This is a genomic window from Nocardioides sp. LHD-245, from assembly GCF_030929495.1.
In the GTDB taxonomy this organism is placed as follows: domain Bacteria; phylum Actinomycetota; class Actinomycetes; order Propionibacteriales; family Nocardioidaceae; genus Nocardioides.
In genome coordinates, this window is the sequence record NZ_JAVFWN010000007.1 from 16265 (window position 1) to 33935 (window position 17671).

15 protein-coding genes are annotated in these 17671 nt (G+C 72.0%); 7 read left to right on the top strand and 8 right to left on the bottom strand.

The window, feature by feature from the left end; translation table 11 throughout:
• Positions 1–38 precede the first annotated feature (38 nt).
• Entirely contained in the window at positions 39–1373 is a 1335-nt protein-coding gene (locus tag RB608_RS12260; RefSeq protein ID WP_308088212.1) for a hypothetical protein, read from the bottom strand.
• On the bottom strand, positions 1370–1729 hold the full coding sequence (locus RB608_RS12265) for a hypothetical protein (RefSeq protein WP_308088213.1): 360 nt from the start codon (positions 1727–1729) through the stop codon (positions 1370–1372). The genes RB608_RS12260 and RB608_RS12265 overlap by 4 nt, the downstream gene beginning before the upstream one ends.
• A 141-nt stretch (positions 1730–1870) precedes the next feature.
• Here RB608_RS12265 and RB608_RS12270 point away from each other — a divergent pair, with 141 nt between their 5' ends.
• Both RB608_RS12270 and RB608_RS12275 read left to right on the top strand, forming a co-directional pair.
• Positions 1871–3337, top strand: a complete 1467-nt coding sequence (locus tag RB608_RS12270) for a wax ester/triacylglycerol synthase family O-acyltransferase (RefSeq protein ID WP_308088214.1) — start codon at positions 1871–1873, stop codon at positions 3335–3337.
• Positions 3334–3513, top strand: coding sequence for a hypothetical protein (locus RB608_RS12275; RefSeq protein ID WP_308088215.1), 180 nt, complete (start codon positions 3334–3336; stop codon positions 3511–3513). Before RB608_RS12270 ends, RB608_RS12275 begins: the two co-directional genes overlap by 4 nt.
• A 14-nt stretch (positions 3514–3527) precedes the next feature.
• Here RB608_RS12275 and RB608_RS12280 read toward each other — a convergent pair whose 3' ends face one another.
• A complete protein-coding gene (locus RB608_RS12280; protein WP_308088216.1) occupies positions 3528–5111 on the bottom strand; it encodes an MFS transporter in 1584 nt (527 codons plus the stop codon).
• An 81-nt stretch (positions 5112–5192) separates the two neighbouring features.
• Positions 5193–5837 (bottom strand): class I SAM-dependent methyltransferase, encoded by a 645-nt coding sequence (locus RB608_RS12285; RefSeq protein WP_308088217.1) that lies wholly within the window; start codon positions 5835–5837, stop codon positions 5193–5195.
• Between the two features lie 94 nt (positions 5838–5931).
• On the opposite strand from RB608_RS12285, the gene RB608_RS12290 reads away from it, so the two are divergent.
• On the top strand, positions 5932–6534 hold the full coding sequence (locus tag RB608_RS12290) for an XRE family transcriptional regulator (RefSeq protein WP_308088218.1): 603 nt from the start codon (positions 5932–5934) through the stop codon (positions 6532–6534).
• Here RB608_RS12290 and RB608_RS12295 read toward each other — a convergent pair.
• Complete coding sequence (locus RB608_RS12295) at positions 6524–7006, bottom strand: DUF2505 domain-containing protein (protein WP_308088219.1); 483 nt, start codon at positions 7004–7006, stop codon at positions 6524–6526. The two genes, RB608_RS12290 and RB608_RS12295, sit on opposite strands and share 11 nt — an antisense overlap.
• Before the next feature lies 1 nt (position 7007).
• Complete coding sequence (locus RB608_RS12300) at positions 7008–7490, bottom strand: DUF2505 domain-containing protein (protein ID WP_308088220.1); 483 nt, start codon at positions 7488–7490, stop codon at positions 7008–7010.
• Between the two features lie 68 nt (positions 7491–7558).
• Here RB608_RS12300 and RB608_RS12305 point away from each other — a divergent pair, with 68 nt between their 5' ends.
• The 4 genes from RB608_RS12305 to RB608_RS12320 are packed head-to-tail and all read left to right on the top strand — an operon-like array spanning position 7559 to position 15988.
• Positions 7559–12478: an NAD-glutamate dehydrogenase gene (locus tag RB608_RS12305; RefSeq protein WP_308088221.1), complete on the top strand. Its 4920-nt coding sequence runs from the start codon at positions 7559–7561 to the stop codon at positions 12476–12478.
• Positions 12479–12501: 23 nt separating this feature from the next.
• Positions 12502–13404, top strand: a complete 903-nt coding sequence (locus RB608_RS12310) for an ABC transporter ATP-binding protein (RefSeq protein ID WP_308088222.1) — start codon at positions 12502–12504, stop codon at positions 13402–13404.
• Complete coding sequence (locus tag RB608_RS12315; RefSeq protein ID WP_308088223.1) at positions 13401–14471, top strand: ABC transporter permease; 1071 nt, start codon at positions 13401–13403, stop codon at positions 14469–14471. Before RB608_RS12310 ends, RB608_RS12315 begins: the two co-directional genes overlap by 4 nt.
• On the top strand, positions 14468–15988 hold the full coding sequence (locus tag RB608_RS12320; protein ID WP_308088224.1) for a hypothetical protein: 1521 nt from the start codon (positions 14468–14470) through the stop codon (positions 15986–15988). The genes RB608_RS12315 and RB608_RS12320 overlap by 4 nt, the downstream gene beginning before the upstream one ends.
• A gap of 25 nt (positions 15989–16013) precedes the next feature.
• Here the strand turns inward: RB608_RS12320 and RB608_RS12325 are convergent, their stop codons facing one another.
• Together RB608_RS12325 and RB608_RS12330 are read right to left on the bottom strand one after the other, a co-directional pair.
• Positions 16014–16892, bottom strand: coding sequence for a protein phosphatase 2C domain-containing protein (locus RB608_RS12325; RefSeq protein ID WP_308088225.1), 879 nt, complete (start codon positions 16890–16892; stop codon positions 16014–16016).
• Positions 16889–17590: a VWA domain-containing protein gene (locus RB608_RS12330; protein WP_308088226.1), complete on the bottom strand. Its 702-nt coding sequence runs from the start codon at positions 17588–17590 to the stop codon at positions 16889–16891. Before RB608_RS12330 ends, RB608_RS12325 begins: the two co-directional genes overlap by 4 nt.
• Between the last annotated feature and the right edge of the window lie 81 nt (positions 17591–17671).

The following is a 17671-nucleotide window of genomic DNA, read 5'->3' on the forward strand; positions in this document are numbered from 1 at the left end:
AGAGCAGTCGATGCCGGCGTCCCGGGGACGGGTGCCGGTCAGGCGCTGAACAGCAGGAACAGCCCGCCGGCCGTGAACCCGACCATCACGACCAGCAGCGGGAGCTGTCCGGTGATCTGGTCGCGCGGCGGAAGCAGGCTCAGCGCCCGGTCGTGCGCCGCCACGGCCGCCACGACGTGCCCGACCACGACGGCGAGCACCTTGATGGTGGCGAGGACCTCCGGGTGATACGAGAACCAGTACGACGGCTCGATTGCCGCCGTACCGAGGATGTCCCACCCCTTGCCCAGCGGGTCGCTGGCCCGCGCCAGGGTCTGCGTCCCGACGTCGATGAACAGGGTCAGGTAATGCGCGACGATGTAGCCGAGGATGATCGGCACGATCGAGTGGGCGTAGCGGCGCGGCAGGTCGCGCCGCGACAGTCCCTCGCGTGACGGGGTGAGCGCGCTGCCGATGCTGAACAGCAGTCCCGCCGCCACGCAGAACACCACCAGCGCCACGTTGTCGAGCAGGAACTTGCTCACCGACGCGTTCTGGTAGGTCTTGACCCAGAAGGACGACTCCGCGAAGGAGTCGAAGGCGGTGCTGCCGAACAGGACGCCCACGACGCCGATCAGGCCGGGCGTCGACGGGATCGTCGCCAGGTTGGCCAGCGGGCTGCGGAGGACCAGGCGCCCGTCCACCCGCGCCCACGGCGACAGCTTGGCGATGAGCGACGAGTAGACCTCGAAAGGATCGGCGCTCTCGTAGAAGCGGTTGCCGAAGATCGCGCCGCCGATGAGCATCGCGCCGACGTAGATCGCGCACCACAGGCGCACCGAGCCCAGCTCGGTCGGGGTCCTGGACGCCAGCTCCAGCCAGACGAACGCGAAGAGGCCGAGCGCCGCCGGCCAGTAGCCGAGCCAGGCGGGGTAGTCGACCAGGCCCTCGTCGGGGTCGCTGCCCGAGAGCCGGGCGATGCCCGCGTTGATCGTCCGGACCGGGCTGATCGCCCGCCACACCGGGCCGAACACGGCCGAGGCGAAGATCAGGCCGACCCACCACCAGACGTAGACGATCCCGAAGAACGGGTTCGTCAGGCTGTCCTGGCCGAAGACCGCCGTGAACACGGCGAACAGGGCGATCACCATGCCGATCACGCGCAGCGCGATCCGGAAGGCGGGAGAGGCGGTGACGACGTCGAGGAAGCGGGGCGCCGGGATGCCGGGGAACGTGCCCGCGTCGTACCGGGGGCGCCGCCAGGCCACGGCCAGGACGGTGAAGGAGACGACGAGCGCGGCGACGGCGCCGGACACCGCGAGCTCGAGCGAGATCGGCAGGTCGGCCTGGCCGCCGATGCCGTGGGCCTCGACGGTGCCGGAGGCGGGGCTCATCGGACTTCGAGCTGCACGATGATCTGCGCCGGGTCGTGCGACTCCACCTCGATGACGCCGGGCCGGTCGATCGAGATCGGGAACGTCTTCGTCCCGACGTCGTAGGCGAACTCCTGCTCCGGGTCGGAGTGCATGTGCAGCGAGCCGGCGGTGTCGGCGGTCACGACGAGGTCGATCGGCTGGCCGGCGGAGACCTTGACCCGGTCGCCCTTCGGCGTGATCTCGCCGTCCTTGACGGTGATGTCGACGACGACCTTCTCGTCGGTGCTCGCCTCGTCCCCGGAGCCGCACGCGGTGGCGGTCCCGAGGAGCATGATCCCGGCGAGCGCCGCGCCGACGATGCGCAGCCGCTGCATGCTTCCTCCTCATCGCAGAACACCCGCGGACGAATCCGCGGATGATCGGTGTCGTCTGCCAGAATCTCATGTGATCCCAAGGCGACCCGATGGGGCCGGTCGCCGATCGTCCGGGGATCCGTCCAGAGGCGGGAGTACGACGTGGTCGATCGGGTGCGTCCACGCGATCTGACGTTCCTCGAGCAGGAGTCGCCGCAGACGCCGCAGCACAACGCGACCATCGAGATCTTCGATCCCGGCGAGGGGCCTGACGCGTTCGACCACGCCCGCCTCGTGGCGCTGGTCCGCGACCGGATCGCGTTCGTGCCGCGCTACCGGCAGCGGCTGCAGGCGATCCCCGGCCATCTGGCCAACCCGGTGTGGGTCGACGACGAGAAGTTCGACCTCGGCTTCCACGTACGCCGCTCCGCGCTCCCGCGCCCCGGCACGTCCGCCCAGCTCCTCGAGCTGGTCGCGCGGATCGTGTCCCGCCCGCTCGACCGCAGCCGCCCGCTGTGGGAGATCTACTTCGTCGAGGGCCTCGAGGGCGGCCGGGTCGCGCTGCTCTCCAAGGCGCACCAGGCGCTCGTCGACGGCGTCCACACCGTCGACCTCGGCCAGCTCCTGCTCGACCTCCAGCCCGAGGCCCGCGCGCTCGATCCCGACGACTGGGCGCCGCGGCGCCCACCCAACCCGGCCCACCTGCTGGGCGGTGCGGTGCGCGACAACCTCACCGACCCCGGTGAGCTGATCGACACCGTCCGCACCGGCTCGCGCGCCCTGGCGCGCACCGCCGACCGGCGCAGCGAGCGGGCCCGCTCCTTCCTGGCGGCCGCGACCGGCCGCCGGCCCAAGACCGGCGGCGTCATCAACGGACCGCTCTCCCAGCAGCGCCGGATCGTCACCATCGAGACCTGCCTCGCCGACTACCGCCGGATCCGCGAGGCCCATGGCGGCACCGTCAACGACGTCATCCTCGCCACCGTCACCGGCGCCCTGCGGGCCTGGCTGATGACCCGCGCCGAGTCACTCGGCGGCCTGCGCCAGGTGCGCGCCGTCGTCCCCGTCTCGGTCATCGACGAGGAGCTCGAGGCCACCTCGCTCGGCACCCAGATCGCCGCGCACTTCGTCGACCTGCCGGTGGGGGAGCCGAGCCCGGTCGTGCGCCTGCACCAGGTCTCCTACTCCTTCCAGGCGCACAAGGACACCGGCCGCAGCGTCGCCGCCAACCGGCTCGCCGGGATCGCCGGCTTCGCGCCGACCACCTTCCACGCGATCGGGTCGCGCGTGGCCTCGGCCGAGCTGCGCCGCGGCTACCAGCTCTCGGTCACCAACGTCCCCGGCCCCCAGGCCCCGCTGTACGCCGCCGGCGCGCGGATGCTCGCCAGCTACCCGGTCCCGCCGCTGACGCCCGGCCATCCGTTGGCGATCGGCGTGACGTCGTACGACGGCGGGGTGTTCTACGGCATCACCGCCGACCGCGACTGGATCCCCGACGCCGAGCTCCTGGGTGCCTGCGTGCGCGAGGCGCTCGACGAGCTGATCGACCTGTCCTCGGCCACCCGACAGCGTGCGCCCCGGGGGCGCCGTACGACGGCCAGGAAGGGCCCGGCGAAGGACGAGTCATGATCGCGCTGCATCTCGGTGCCCTGCATCCCGTCGAGCAGATCGCGACGATCGTGCTCGCCTTCGGGCCGTTCGTGGTCCTGGGGATCGTCATCTTCTTCCGCCGCCGCGCGGAGGCGCGGGCCGACACCCCGGCCGACACCCCGGCTGACACCCCGGCCGACACCGAGCACGGCTGAGCCTGGTCGGGGCATCAGGTTGCCCCGGTGACGGCCGGGGCAGCCGGGGCAGCCGGGGCAGCCGGGGCGGAGCGGACGGGACCGCGAGCGAGCACGTAGACGAACAGCACGCCCATGACCGTGGTTCCTGCCCACATGGCGTGCTGCCAGCCTTCGACGAACGACTCCTGCGCGGCGCGGACCAGCGCGTGCGACTGCGGAGCGGCAGGATCGGCGGCGGCGACGGCGTTCGCTACGCCCTCGCGCGCGGCGTCGGCCATGTCCTTCGGGACGCCGTCGAGCTGGTCGTCGATGGCATGGCGATAGCCGGCCGAGAGGATCGCGCCGAGCAGGGCGACGCCCAGGGCTGTGCCGAACTCGCGGGTGACGTCGTTGAGCGCGGACGCGACGCCTTGGCGCTCGCGCGGCAGCGAGCTCGTGATCGCCTCGGTCGAGGGTGTCATCGACAGCCCCATGCCCACGCCCATGGCGAGCATGCCGGGCAGGACCGCGGCGTAGCCGTCGTCGACCGAGACCAGGCCGGCCATCAGGGCGAGGCCGGTGCCACCGAGGAGGATGCCGGTGGCCATGGTGGCGCGGGCGCCGACCCGCGCTGCGAGCTGCGGGGCGAGTCCGGAGGCGAGCATCATCAGCAGGGCCATGGGCATCATCGCCAGCGTGGCGCGCAGCGCCGACCAGCCGAGCACGGCCTGGAGGAACGGGAAGAGCACCACGAAGATCCCGGCCTGCACGCCGAAGACCGCCAGCAGCGAGACCGATCCGCTGGCCAGGCCGCGTTCGCGGAAGAGCCGTACGTCGAGCAGCGGTGCCATCCGGCGCAGCTCGCACGTGACGAAGGCGCCCGCGGCGACGAGGCCTCCGACCAGGCCGACGAGGGTGGCGGGCTCGGTCCACCCGTGCACCGGCCCCTCGTGGAGGGCGAAGATCAGCCCGAGCACGGCGAGGGCCGACGTGGTCGAGCCGACGATGTCGAACGGGTGCGCGGTGCGCTCGCGGGAGTTGGGCACCGACCGGACGACCATCAGGGCCGCGACGAGGACCAGTGCGACAGGCAGGACGAAGAGCCAACGCCAGCTGGCGACATCGACGAGCAGGGCGGACAGGTACATGCCGAGGATGCCGCCACCACCCGCGACTCCGGTCCACACGCCGATGCCCTTGGCACGCTCCTCCTCGGGGAAGGTCGAGGTGATCACGGCCAGGGTGACCGGCATGATCATGGCCGCGCCCACGCCGGCCGCGAATCTGGAGGCGAGCATCAGCTCCGACGAGGACGCCAGGCCGGCAGCCACGTTCGCGCCGCCGAAGACTGCCAGGCCCACGAGCAGCACCGGCTTGCGGCCGACCCGGTCGCCCAGAGCACCCAGCGGCAGGAGCAGTGCGGCGAGGCTGATCGTGTAGAGGTTGATGAACCACAGCACGGTGCTCTGCGAGGCGTCGAACTCGAGGGCGAGCTCGGGCTGGGCGACGTTGAGACCGGTGACGGACGCGATGACGGCCATCAGCGCGATGCAGACGGCGATCAGGATCGCGCGGCGCCGTCGGGCGTCGTGGATGGTCGGGGCGTCGGCGGTGGCCGACGAGGGGTTCGTGCTCATGGGGATTCCCTTCTGTCCGCCAGAGGCGGGACGAGGACGCGCCGGTGCCCGGACCGGGCAGCGGCGAGCCGGACAGCCGGGTCAGCGGCGCCGGGTCGCCCGAACGACGACGTCGTGCAGGGTGACCGCGCCCGCGGGGTGGCCGGTCACCGCGCGGTGTGACTCCTCGGCGGTGACGACGTCCCACTCGGTCGGATCGAGTCGAGCCGTGATCTCGGCGGCCGTCACGGACGCCGCGGCCGGAGGTTCCTCCCGGCCTGGTTCGCGTCCGGGTCCGTGGTCGTGGTGAAGGTGCCCGACGATCAGCAGGGTGCCGCCGGGGGCCACCCAGGCCGCGACGCGGTCGTAGAACGCCAGCTGGGGCAGGGCTGGGTGCGCGTAGTGGGTGGTGACCAGGTCGTAGGTCGTGTCCGGCTTCCAGCGGGACAGGTCGGCGTGGACCCACCGGACCCGATCCGCGACGCCGCTCGCGGCGGCCCGCTCGGCCGCACGGGCCAGCGCCCGGTCCGCGATGTCCGCGGCGGTGACCTGCCAGCCGTGCGACGCGAGCCAGATCGCTTCCGCACCCGCGCCACATCCGGCATCGAGCGCCGTCCCGGGCTCGAGGTCACCGACTTCCTGCAGCAGGTGCGGGTTGGGCGGAGCGACCGCTTCGGTCGCGGGGGCGCCGGTGCGCTCGCTGCGCCAGTGCTGGTCCCAGTAGTCCTTGTCGAACGAGTGCGTCATCGCGGCCTTCCTCACGTGTCTCATGCCTGCATCTCGATCGTGAGCCGCATCGGGCGGATTCGCAAACGTTGTTGCCGAATGGCAAACTGGCGGCATGGACGACACGACCGGCCGCACCCTCGACGCCGTCGGACCGCGTCTCAGGCAGCTGCGCCAGCGGCGCGACATCACCCTCAGCGATCTCGCCGAGGAGACCGGGATCTCGACCAGCACCCTGTCCCGGCTCGAGGCCGGCCTACGGCGACCCACCCTGGAGCAGCTGTTGCCCCTGGCCCGCGCCTACGGCGTCACCCTCGACGAGCTGGTCGACGCACCACCGACCGGGAACCCCCGCGTCAACCTGCGCCCCATCTCGTGCGCGGACGGATCCACGATCCTTCCCCTGACCCGTAGGCCAGGCGGGATCCAGGCCTACAAGTTCGTGCTCCCGACAGGTCGCGACGACGCCGAGCCCGACCTGCGTGTCCACGAGGGGTACGACTGGCTCTATGTCCTCAACGGACGGCTCCGACTCGTGCTGGGGGAGCACGATCTCATCCTGGAGCCCGGCGAGGCCGCGGAGTTCGACACCCGCACCCCGCACTGGACCGCGGCCACCAGTGCAGGCCCCGTGGAGTACCTCAGCCTGATCGGCAAGCAGGGCGAACGCGCCCACGTCCGGGCCGCCCCGAGCCGCACGACCCCGGCTAGCGGCTGAGCCACTCCTTGCCGGTGCGCTCCTCGGCGCGCAGCGCGCTGCCGAGCAGCTTGGCCAGCAACTCCTCGATCTTGCCCGCGACGAGCGGGATCTTCACCTTGATCTCCAGCTCGACGGTCTCCGTGGTGACGCCGTCGGACTCGTTGAGCCGGACCGTGCCGTTGATCTCGCCGGGCTTGCCCGGGATGCCCACCGTGATGGTCGCGGCATGGGGGCTCGACCAGGTCTCGGTCTGCACGATCGTGGTGGTCGCGCCGATGAACTTCTTCGCGAACGCCGGCACCTTGTCGGTCGGCTGCTCCATCTCGATCCGCACGGCCTTCGCGTCGACATTGCCCTCGATCTCGACGGCGTACGACGTCGCGCGCTGGTTGCGGCAGACCGTCTCCCGGAAGACCGGGTCGGTGAGCATCGCCGCGACCTCGATCGCGGTGGCGTCGTAGGTCATCTCGTGCACCAGTCGGGTCGCCATCTCAGCGCTCTCCCTTCAACCAGGCCGTGCCCACCGCGTGCTCCACGGTGAGACCGGCGTCGATGTTGTCGACCATCAGCTTCTCGAGCTTGCCGGCCACCAGCGGGACCTTGACGGTGACCTCGAGCTCCTGGACGTACGTCGTACCCGCCGCGGAGGGCGTGAGACGGAGGCTGCCAACTGCCCTGGTCGGCTTGCCGGGCGCGGTGATCTCGATCGTGCCGGATGTGGCGTCGGCCCACTCCTCGCGGACCACCGCGCGGGTGGTGTCGCCGGCGATCTTCTTCGCGATGGCAGGCAGTCCGGCGGTGTTCTGCACCTGGTCGCTGACCAGGGAGAAACCGGACCCGGCCGGAGTGACGCTCACCTCGATCGAGACGACCTCCTGCGCGGCAGCGACCTTCTCCCGGAAGGCGGGGTCCGCGAGCATGGCGAACACCTCGTCCGGGGCGGCGTCGTAGGGGAGCTCTCGACTGTGTCGCATACGAGACATCATGGCGCATGTCCCGGTTGTGAGCGGTCATGGCCAGGTCCTAGGGTCGAGGTGTGTCAATGACGACGCCGCCGCCCTCGGCACAGGGGGCAGACCGTGACCGCATCTTCGAGCAGGCCGCCGCTGCGGCCGGACCGGCCAAGGGGCCCGGGGCGCCGCCCCGTGATGCGCTCCCCGCGCTGCTGCCGGCCTACTACCGGCACGTCGCGACCGAGGAGCTCGCCAGCCGCAGCGATCTCGACGTCTACGGCGCCTTCGCCGCTCACCACCATCTCGCGCTCGAGCGCGCGCCGGGGCAGGCCAAGGTCCGGGTGCACACGCCCACCGTGGCCGAGAACGGCTGGTCGGCCGGCGGCCACTCCGTCGTCGAGGTCGTCGCCGACGACACGCCGTTCCTGGTCGACTCGCTGACCATGGAGCTCTCCCGGGGCCTCCACGAGGTGCGCACCGTGGTCCACCCGACCTTCGACGTACGCCGCGACGAGGCGGGTCGCCTGGTCTCGGCGGAGCCGGTGGCGTCCGGGTCCACGGCGCCGGCCGAGGGCCTGGTCCGCGAGTCCTGGATGCACGTCGAGATCGGCCGGCTCAGCGGCGAGGGCGACGACACCCCCGAGCAGGTCGCGGCCGACTGCCGCAGGGTGCTCGGCGACGTGCGCGCCTCCGTCGACGACTGGCCGGCCATGCAGGAGCGGGTCGCCGAGGTCGTCGCCGGCCTGGCCGCCGACCCGCCGCCGCTCGACGCCGACGAGGTCCGGCAGGCCGCCGAGCTCCTCGGCTGGCTCGCCGACGAGCACTTCACCTTCCTGGGCTACCGCGAGTACGTCCTCGACCGGGTGGCTGTCGCGGGTGAGCCGGAGGACGATGTGCTGCGCCCGGTCCCGGGCACCGGACTCGGCATCCTGCGCGAGAACCCGGCCGAGGGCGACACCTCGATCGCGTTCAGCCGTCTGCCGGAGGCGGTGAAGGCCAAGGCCCGCGAGAAGCGGCTCCTCGTCCTGGCCAAGGCCAACTCCCGCTCCACGGTGCACCGCCCGGCCTATCTCGACTACGTGGGCGTGAAGACCTTCGGTCCCGACGGGGAGGTCGTGGGGGAGCGGCGGTTCCTCGGCCTGCTGTCCAGTGCCGCCTACACCGAGTCGCTGCTGCGGATCCCGCTGCTGCGGGAGAAGGTCGACGAGGTGCTCGCCCGCGGGGGGTACGACGCCCGCAGCCACGACGGCGCCGCGCTCCTCGACACGCTTGAGACCTACCCCCGCGACGAGCTGTTCCACACCCCGGTCGACGAGCTGGCCCCGATCGTCGAGGCGGCGATGCGGGCCCGCGAGCGTCGCGCCGTGCGCCTGTTCATCCGGCGCGACACCTACGCGCGCTATCTCTCGGTCCTCGTCTACCTCCCGCGCGACCGCTACAACACCGGCGTGCGCCACCGGTTCGTGCAGATCCTCATCGAGCAGATCGGCAAGGGCCGGATCGGTCCCGACGCGGTCGAGTTCAACGTCAGCATCAACGAGTCGACGACCGCGCGCGTGCACTTCGTCGTGCATCTGCCCAAGGGCGAGCTGATCCCCGACGACATCGACACCGCCGACCTCGAGCGCCGCCTGATCGAGGCGTCCCGCTCGTGGCAGGAGGACTTCCTGCAGGCCGTCGTCGCGGAGTACGGCGAGGAGGCCGGCGCCCTGCTCGGCCGCCGCTACCTCGACGCCTTCCCCGAGGCCTACAAGGAGGACTTCACCCCGCGCACCGCCGCGGTCGACCTCGGCCGGATCGAGGGGATCCAGGGCGAGGAGGGCCGCGACCAGTCGCTCTACGCCGAGGTCGACGCGGCCGACGGCGAGGCCCGCCTCAAGATGTTCCGGATCGGCGATCCGCTCTCCCTCAGCGCGGTGCTGCCGATGCTGTCGTCGATGGGCGTCGAGGTCGTCGACGAGCGGCCCTACGCGCTGGCCGGCCTGGAGCGGCGCACCCACATCTACGACTTCGGCCTGCGCTACGACGAGGCGCTGCCCGACCACGCCCGCGAGCTGTTCTCCGCCGCCATGCGCGCCATGTGGGACGGGCACACGGAGACCGACGGCTTCAACCGGCTGGTGCTGCGCGCCCAGCTCACCTGGCGGCAGGCGATGCTGCTGCGCGCCTACGCGAAGTACATGAAGCAGGGCAGCAGCCCCTTCGCGGTCGACTCCATCGAGCAGGCGCTGGTCGACAACGTCGACCTCGCCCAGCTCCTGGTGGCGCTCTTCGAGGTGCGCTTCGACCCCGCCGCCGAGGGCGACCGCGCCGCGCGCGAGGAAGCCCTGGCCGACAAGATCCGGACCGCGCTCGACGACGTCGTCAGCCTCGCCCACGACCGGATCCTGCGGTCCTACCTGACCCACATCTGCAGCACCCTGCGGACCAACTACTTCCAGACCGACGGCGGTGCCCCGAAGCCGTACCTCTCGCTCAAGCTGGAGCCGTCGGCGATCCCGGACCTCCCCGAGCCGCGGCCGAAGTTCGAGATCTTCGTCTACAGCCCCCGGGTCGAGGGCGTGCACCTGCGTTTCGGCGCGGTGGCGCGCGGCGGTCTGCGCTGGTCGGACCGGCGTGACGACTTCCGCACCGAGATCCTCGGCCTGGTCAAGGCGCAGATGGTGAAGAACACCGTGATCGTGCCGGTGGGCGCGAAGGGCGGGTTCTACGCCAAGCAGCTGCCCGACAGCGCCGACCGGGAGGCCTGGCTGGCCGAGGGAGTGGCCTGCTACACGACCTTCATCCGCGGCCTGCTCGACGTGACCGACAACCTCGTCGGCGGCGCCACGGTGCCGCCGCCCGATGTCGTGCGCCACGACGCCGACGACTCCTACCTCGTGGTCGCCGCCGACAAGGGCACCGCGACCTTCTCCGACATCGCCAACGGCGTCTCGGCCGACTACCGGTTCTGGCTGGGCGACGCCTTCGCCAGCGGCGGCTCGGTCGGCTACGACCACAAGGCGATGGGGATCACCGCCAAGGGCGCCTGGGTGTCGGTGCGCCGGCACTTCCGCGAGATGGGCGTCGACTGCCAGAACGAGGACATCACCGTCGTCGGCATCGGCGACATGTCCGGTGACGTCTTCGGCAACGGCATGCTCTGCTCCGAGCACATCCTCCTGGTGGCCGCCTTCGACCACCGCGACATCTTCCTCGACCCCCAGCCCGACGCCGCCGCGTCGTACGCCGAGCGCCGGCGGCTCTTCGAGCTGCCCCGGTCGAGCTGGCAGGACTACGACAAGACGCTCATCTCGGCCGGCGGCGGCGTGTACCCGCGCAGCGCCAAGTCGATCCCGATCAGCCCCGAGGTCCGCGCGGTGCTCGGACTCGCGGACGGCGTGCGGAAGCTGACGCCGGCCGAGCTGATGCGGGCCATCCTCCTGGCGCCGGTCGACCTGCTCTGGAACGGCGGCATCGGCACCTACGTGAAGGCGGCGAGTGAGACCGACGCCGACGCGGGCGACAAGTCCAACGACGCCATCCGGGTCGACGGCGGCGAGCTGCGGGTGCGCTGCGTCGGCGAGGGCGGCAACCTGGGCTTCACCCAGCGCGGCCGGATCGAGTACGCCGTCGCCGGCGGCCGGATCAACACCGACTTCATCGACAACTCCGCCGGGGTCGACACCTCCGACCACGAGGTCAACCTGAAGATCCTGCTCGACCGGGTGGTCGCCGCCGGTGACCTGACCGGCAAGCAGCGCAACGAGCTGCTCGCGTCGATGACCGACGAGGTCGCCGCGCTGGTGCTGCGCGACAACTACGACCAGAACCTCGCGCTGGCCAACGCGGCCAAGAACGCCGTCTCGCTCCTGCACGTCCACGAGCAGTGGATGCGCGACCTGGAGACGCAGGGCCTCCTCGACCGGGAGCTCGAGGCGCTGCCGGCCAAGCGCGAGGTGCAGCGCCGGATCGAGGCCGGGGGCGTGCTGAGCCAGCCCGAGCTGGCGGTGCTCATGGCCTACACCAAGATCGTCCTGGCCGAGGAGCTGCTGGCCTCCGACCTCCCGGAGGACCCGTACCTCGCCCTCGACCTGCGGTCCTACTTCCCGGAGCCGGTCCAGGCCGGGTTCCTGGAGCAGATCGGCGAGCACCCCCTGCGCCGCGAGATCATCGTGACCCAGGTCGTCAACGACCTGGTCAACGGCGCCGGCATGACCTACTGGCCGCGCCTCGCCGGCGAGACCGGCGCCAGTGCCGCCGAGCTGACCCGCGCCAACTTCGTGGCGCGAGAGATCTTCGGCTCGCTCGATCTGCGCCGGGAGCTGGAGCAGTACGACAACGTGCTCGACGCGGCGGTGCAGACCCGGATGCGGGTCGAGATGCGCACGCTGGTCGAGCGGGCCTCCCGCTGGCTGGTCACCAACCGGCGGCCCCCGCTCGACAGCCAGGGCACCGTCGAGTTCTTCGCGAGGCCCGTGCAGGAGACCATGCTGGACCTGCCCCGGCTGCTGACCGGCGCCGAGCTCGCGTCGTACGAGACCCGGCGGACGCTGCTGGTCGACCAGGACGTGCCCGAGGACCTCGCGGCCCGGGTCGCGTCCTTCGACGTCGCCTACACCCTGCTCAACGTCGTCGAGATCGCCGACCGCCACGACCTCACCCCAGCCGAGGTGGCACGGGTCCACTTCGCGCTGGGCGAGCGGCTCGGCCTGACCGTGCTGCAGCGCCGGATCGTCGACCTGCCGCGTGCCGACCAGTGGCAGACGATGGCCCGCGCCGCGCTGCGTGACGACCTCTACACCGTCCACGCCCAGCTCACCGCGCAGGTCCTCGGGGCCACCGGCGACGTCGCCGGCGCGGACGATCCCCTGGAGGCGGCCGCTCGCCGGGTGTCCACCTGGGAGACCGAGGCCGGCGGGGTCGTCGACAAGGCGATCGGCGCGCTGGCGGCGGTCTGCTCCGACGAGCCGACCGACATCGCCAAGGTCTCGGTCGGCCTGCGCGTGGTGCGGGGGCTGTTGGCCTGAGCCGACGGTTAGGGTCGGTCCCGATGACTACAGCCATCCATGTGACCGGACTGACCAAGAGGTACGGCGACCTGGTCGCCGTCGACGACGTGAGCCTCGACGTGGCCGAGGGCGAGTTCGTGGGCGTCCTCGGACCCAACGGCGCGGGCAAGACCACACTGCTGGAGATGGTCGAGGGCCTGCGCCGGCCCGACGCCGGCGGCGTGGAAGTGCTGGGGGAGGCCGTGTGGCCGCGCAACCCCCGGCTCCAGCCGCGGATCGGCGTCCAGCTCCAGGCGTCGTCCTTCTTCGAGCGACTGACGGCGCGCGAGCAGATCCGCACGTTCGCCAGCCTGTACGGCGTCGGGCAGGCCACCGCCGACGAGTGGGTCGAGCGGGTCGGGCTCACCGACAAGGCCGACACCCGCGTCGAGGACCTCTCCGGCGGCCAGGCCCAGCGCCTGTCCATCGCGTGCGCCCTGGTCCACGACCCGGAGCTGGTGTTCCTCGACGAGCCGACCGCGGCGCTGGACCCCCAGGCACGACGCAATCTGTGGGACCTGCTCTCCTCCATCAACGACAGCGGCCGCACCGTCGTGCTCACCACGCACTACATGGACGAGGCCGAGGTGCTCTGCGACCGGGTCGCGGTCATGGACCACGGCCGGATCCTCCAGTTCGACAGCCCGGCCGCGCTGGTCCGCGGTCTCGACGCACCCGCCCGGATCCGGGTCGCGCCCGGCTCGCTGACCGTCGAGCAGGCGAGTGCCATCGCGGGCGTGATCGAGACCCGCGACGACGCCGACGGGGTCGTGCTCGTGACGCGCGATCCGGCCGGCGTCATCGGCGTCCTCGCCGCGGGCGACCATCTCGACGGCGTGACGGTCCAGACGGGCACCCTGGAGGACGTCTTCCTCTCCCTCACCGGACGGGAGTACCGCGCATGAACCGCCAGTCTCCGTTCTGGGCCCTCTCGATCGCCATCCTGCGCGGCTTCCTGCGCGACCGGGCCTCGGTCTTCTTCGCGGTGATCTTCCCGCTGATGTTCCTCGTCCTCTTCGGCGGGCTGTTCTCCAGCCAGGACCAGTCGAAGGTCGACATGATCCAGGTCGGCAGCGTGCCGCTGATCGAGCAGCTGCCCGAGGGCGCCGACGAGGCGTTCGCGGACACCTTCGAGGTGACCCACAGCGACGACCTCGACGACGCCATCGAGCAGGTCCGCAAGGGCGACGCCGACGTCGCACTGGAGCAGCGCGGCGACGAGATCATCGCTCACTACACCCAGACCGAGCAGGTCAAGGCGGCCGTCACCCAGGGCACGCTCCGCGCCTTCGTCGACGGCACGAACGTCGCGGTCAGCGGCTCTCCGCCGAAGTTCAGCCTCGTCACCGAGCAGGTCGAGGACGACTCACTGACCACCATCCAGTTCGTCACCCCGGGGCTGCTGGGCTGGGCGATCGCGATGAGCGCCGCCTTCGGTGCCGCCGCGACGCTGCAGGGCTGGCGACAGTCCAAGCTGTTGCGTCGCCTCCAGCTCGCCCCGGTCGGTACGGGCACCGTCGTCGCGGCCCGGATCACCGTGACCCTGGCAGTCGCGCTCATGCAGTTCGCGCTCTTCATCGGCCTGGGAGCGGCCGCGTTCGGGCTCCAGCTGTCCGGCTCGTGGTGGATGGCGCTGCCGCTGATCATCGTCGGGACGCTCTGCTTCATGGCCCTGGGCCTGTTCGCCGGCGCGGTGGCGAAGACCGTCGAGGGCGCGGTCAACCTCGCCAACTTCCTGGTCCTGCCGATGGCCTTCCTCAGCGGGTCGTTCTTCCCGCTCGACGCCTCGCCGACCTGGCTGCAGCGGTTCTCCGACATCCTTCCGCTCAAGCACCTCAACGAGGGGATGCTCGACGTCATGGTGCGGGGGCAGGGGCCGGGGGCGGCCGTCGTGCCGCTGCTGATCCTGGCCGCCTTCGCCATGGTGATCACCCTGCTGGCCGCCAAGCTGTTCCGCTGGGAGACCACGTGAGTGCGGCCGGGACCGGAGCGAGCGAGCTGCACGACGCCCTGCGTGCGCTCGTGACCGAGCACGGTCCCGGCATCCTCGACGACGCCGCCGGCTTCCGGGGGATCCTCGACGACGTCCTCACCGAGGAGCAGGCGAGCACGGGCGACATCAACCTCCTCGTCGACGCCGTGCGCTTCGGCGTCCTGGTGCCCCTCGGCGAGCTGCTCGCGGGCGGTGCCGACCCGGCGCGGGCCGTCGAGGAGGCCGGGGCCCGGCTGGCCCGCGACCGCGGCGGCGACGACCTGGCCGCCTCGAGCTGGGCGGCCGCCGTGCTCGGGTACGCCGTGGGCCGGGTGCCCGCCGCCGTCGTCCTGCGGCACCGGTCCAGCCGGCCCACGACAGGTCCGTTGCCTCCGCCCACCGCCTGGCCGGCCCCGCCCACGGCGCCCGCCGCGCCCGCCATTCCGCCGGCCATTCCGCCGGCCTCGGCGTACCCGGCCCCCGCGGCGGCCTATCCGCCGGGCGGCTATGCCATGCCCGCCGCCGGCCCCGGCGTCGCGCCGCCCCGGAAGCGCGCCGTGGCGCCGTGGATCGCCGCGGCCGTCGCCGGCGTGGTCCTGGTCGGCGGTGGCGTCGCCGCGGTCGTCGCCCTGTCCGGCGGAGACGATCCACGTCCACGGACGCGGACCTCCGAAGGCCCCACGACGCCCGCGGTCGACGTCGACCCGGGCGCACTCGACGACCGCTACGGCGCGCTGTCGAGCACGATCACCGCGGGTGCCACCGACTGCGCGGCCGGCGAGCCGGGCGCGGGAGAGGTGGAGGTCGTGCGGTGCACGGTCAGCACGGGATCGCTGCGCCTGGTCACCTACGCCGACGACGGCGCGCTCGTCGCCGCCCGCTCGGCGCGCCTCGACTACCGCGCCGGCACCATGACCGCCGACAACGACACGACCGCGCTCTACGAGTTCGACCCCGAGCGGGGCGGCACCTCGGACCCGGCCGTTGTCTACTGGGACAGCCGCATTGCCCTGCAGTCGGCCCAGCTGGAGGGGGAGGGCACGGCCACCATCGACGCGGTCGTCGGCGACTTCACCGCCACCGCGCCCCGGGTGGCCGAGCCGACGGCGCCGGCCCATCCCGTCCTGCGCGAGTTCATCGACGTCAACATGGACGTCGCGACCTGCACGCGCCAGCGCACCTACTTCTCCGGCGAGACCGAGGAGAGCAGCTGCGAGGCCGGTGTCGACGACATCGTCGTCACCGTGGGCCGCTACTCCACCCGCAAGCAGCTGAAGGCCGACCGCAGGTACTACAAGGGGCAGTACGACGACGCGACGACCCGGGGCGACGGCGGCACCTGGCGCTTCGGCGAGGGTGACCCCGAGGGCGGCTACTACGCCTACCTGGACAGCTCCGGCGAGACCGCGACGCTCTACTGGGACTGGGACTCCCGCGACTGCCACTGCTACGGCGTCGCATGGAGCTTCGACGGCGACCTCGGCGCGCTCGAGTCCTGGTGGCCCTCGGACGACTGAGCTCTGCGTCCCGTCGGCGGTCCGGTCAGGGGGTCGGCACCGTGTCGATCAGGTCGGGGCGCACCCCGCCCGCCACGCCCTGGCCGCGCACCAGCAGCGCCATCGTGGTGTCGTCGCCGCCGACGAGGGCGGGCTCGGCCAGCCACTCCGGCAACTGCCCGCGTACCCACTCCACACCCCGGGTCCGGCAGAACTCCAGCAGTTGCTCGCCGGTCTGGCGCCACCAGCCGTCGGCGTCGACGCGGGAGCGGCCGAAGCCGTCGGTGCACAGGAACACCAGCGCCACCCGGTCGGCCCCGGTGTCCACGACCGCGGTCCGCAAGGCGTCCAGCGGCCGGGGCTGGCACAGGGAGCTGGTGTGCAGGCCGTCGAGGTCGGGATCCTCGGGGAGCGGGCGGGAGGTGGACCCGTCGGACGCCACGAGCACCGTGTCGCCGTCGCCGATCTGGAGCAGGACCATCACGTCGCCGGTGACGGCGGTCGCCAGGACGGTGGAGCCGTACGCGCGCAGCGGGTCGGCCGACGCGCCGAGCTCGTCCTCGGCGGCCGAGTAGGGGTTGGCCGCGAGGTGGTGGCGGACCTTCGCGGTCCAGGTGGCGACGATGGCGGCGCCAGCACGCTCGAGGCGGTCGCGGGCGTCGTCGTCGGCCGCGCTCAGGTCGGGGAGGGCCCGGCGCAGCTCCTCGACCGCGCTGACGACGGCGAGCGCGGCACCGGTGTCGCTGCGGAAGTGGTAGTGGTGACCGTGGCCGTCGGCGACGGCCACCACCGCCTGCCCCTGCCCCGCGTCGGCCCAGGTGAGTACGGCGTCCTGGAGCGGCAGCCGGTCCCGGACGTGGACCGAGCCGATCGTCGTACCGGACAGCGTCGTCCACGCCGGATCGGACTCCGGCCGGTCCGTCATCCCAGCGTGCTCCAGATCGGGTCGCCGATCGGGCTCGGCGGCACCGCCGTCACCCCGGAGCCGGGACCGACGACGGGCCGCGAGGCGACCTTGCTGGCGGCCTTCGACGCCCAGACGATGTACTCGACGAGCTGCTCGGGGTTGTCAGCCCGCAGCAGCGGCACGTCCTCGTCGCCGATGAAGCGGCGCAGGGAGTGCATGTCGGCGTCGCGGCCCACGCCCAGGGCGAGCCGGACGGCGGTGGCGCCCCAGCGGTTGTTGAGCAGCGCCTGCAGGCCCTCGGCGAAGGTCACGCCGCTGCTCTGCGTGGGGCGGCCGTCGGAGACCAGGATGATCGCAGGGGGGAAGGCGCTGTGGCTCTCGTCGAGGTGATCGAGGGCGCCGGCCAGCTTCTGCAGGGCGCTGCCGAGCTCGGTGAAGCCGCGCGGCACCGCCTCGAGCCGCTTCCAGTGGATCTGGTCGACCGGGGTCGGCTCCTCGATGATCCACTGCGGCTCGTTGGCGAAGGCCAGGACTCGGACCAGCAGCTCGGCGTGCGGGTTGGCGCGCGCCTCGTCCCGCAGATGGGGGAGGACCTCGGTGATGGCGTTGTTGAGGGCCTGGATCCGGCCGCCGCGCAGCATCGACCCCGACACGTCCAGCACGAAGATGAAGTGCAGCGGCTTGCGCGCCAGCGCACCCCCGAGCCGATCGCTCATCGCGGCCTCCTTCCACCGGTCTACGAAGCCGTCGGGTTTCAACTCTCCCCGAACAGCTCAGGTTATAGCCTGGCACGGTTC

What these genes read in the sequence shown, in the direction of transcription:
- RB608_RS12260 (WP_308088212.1), bottom strand. Translation starts at nt 1,373, where the DNA reads ATGAGCCCCGCCTCCGGCACCGTCGAGGCCCACGGCATCGGCGGCCAG.
- RB608_RS12265 (WP_308088213.1), bottom strand. Translation starts at nt 1,729, where the DNA reads ATGCAGCGGCTGCGCATCGTCGGCGCGGCGCTCGCCGGGATCATGCTC.
- RB608_RS12275 (WP_308088215.1), top strand. Translation starts at nt 3,334, where the DNA reads ATGATCGCGCTGCATCTCGGTGCCCTGCATCCCGTCGAGCAGATCGCG.
- RB608_RS12280 (WP_308088216.1), bottom strand. Translation starts at nt 5,111, where the DNA reads ATGAGCACGAACCCCTCGTCGGCCACCGCCGACGCCCCGACCATCCAC.
- RB608_RS12285 (WP_308088217.1), bottom strand. Translation starts at nt 5,837, where the DNA reads ATGACGCACTCGTTCGACAAGGACTACTGGGACCAGCACTGGCGCAGC.
- RB608_RS12290 (WP_308088218.1), top strand. Translation starts at nt 5,932, where the DNA reads ATGGACGACACGACCGGCCGCACCCTCGACGCCGTCGGACCGCGTCTC.
- RB608_RS12295 (WP_308088219.1), bottom strand. Translation starts at nt 7,006, where the DNA reads ATGGCGACCCGACTGGTGCACGAGATGACCTACGACGCCACCGCGATC.
- RB608_RS12300 (WP_308088220.1), bottom strand. Translation starts at nt 7,490, where the DNA reads ATGCGACACAGTCGAGAGCTCCCCTACGACGCCGCCCCGGACGAGGTG.
- RB608_RS12305 (WP_308088221.1), top strand. Translation starts at nt 7,559, where the DNA reads ATGACGACGCCGCCGCCCTCGGCACAGGGGGCAGACCGTGACCGCATC.
- RB608_RS12310 (WP_308088222.1), top strand. Translation starts at nt 12,502, where the DNA reads ATGACTACAGCCATCCATGTGACCGGACTGACCAAGAGGTACGGCGAC.
- RB608_RS12315 (WP_308088223.1), top strand. Translation starts at nt 13,401, where the DNA reads ATGAACCGCCAGTCTCCGTTCTGGGCCCTCTCGATCGCCATCCTGCGC.
- RB608_RS12325 (WP_308088225.1), bottom strand. Translation starts at nt 16,892, where the DNA reads ATGACGGACCGGCCGGAGTCCGATCCGGCGTGGACGACGCTGTCCGGT.
- RB608_RS12330 (WP_308088226.1), bottom strand. Translation starts at nt 17,590, where the DNA reads ATGAGCGATCGGCTCGGGGGTGCGCTGGCGCGCAAGCCGCTGCACTTC.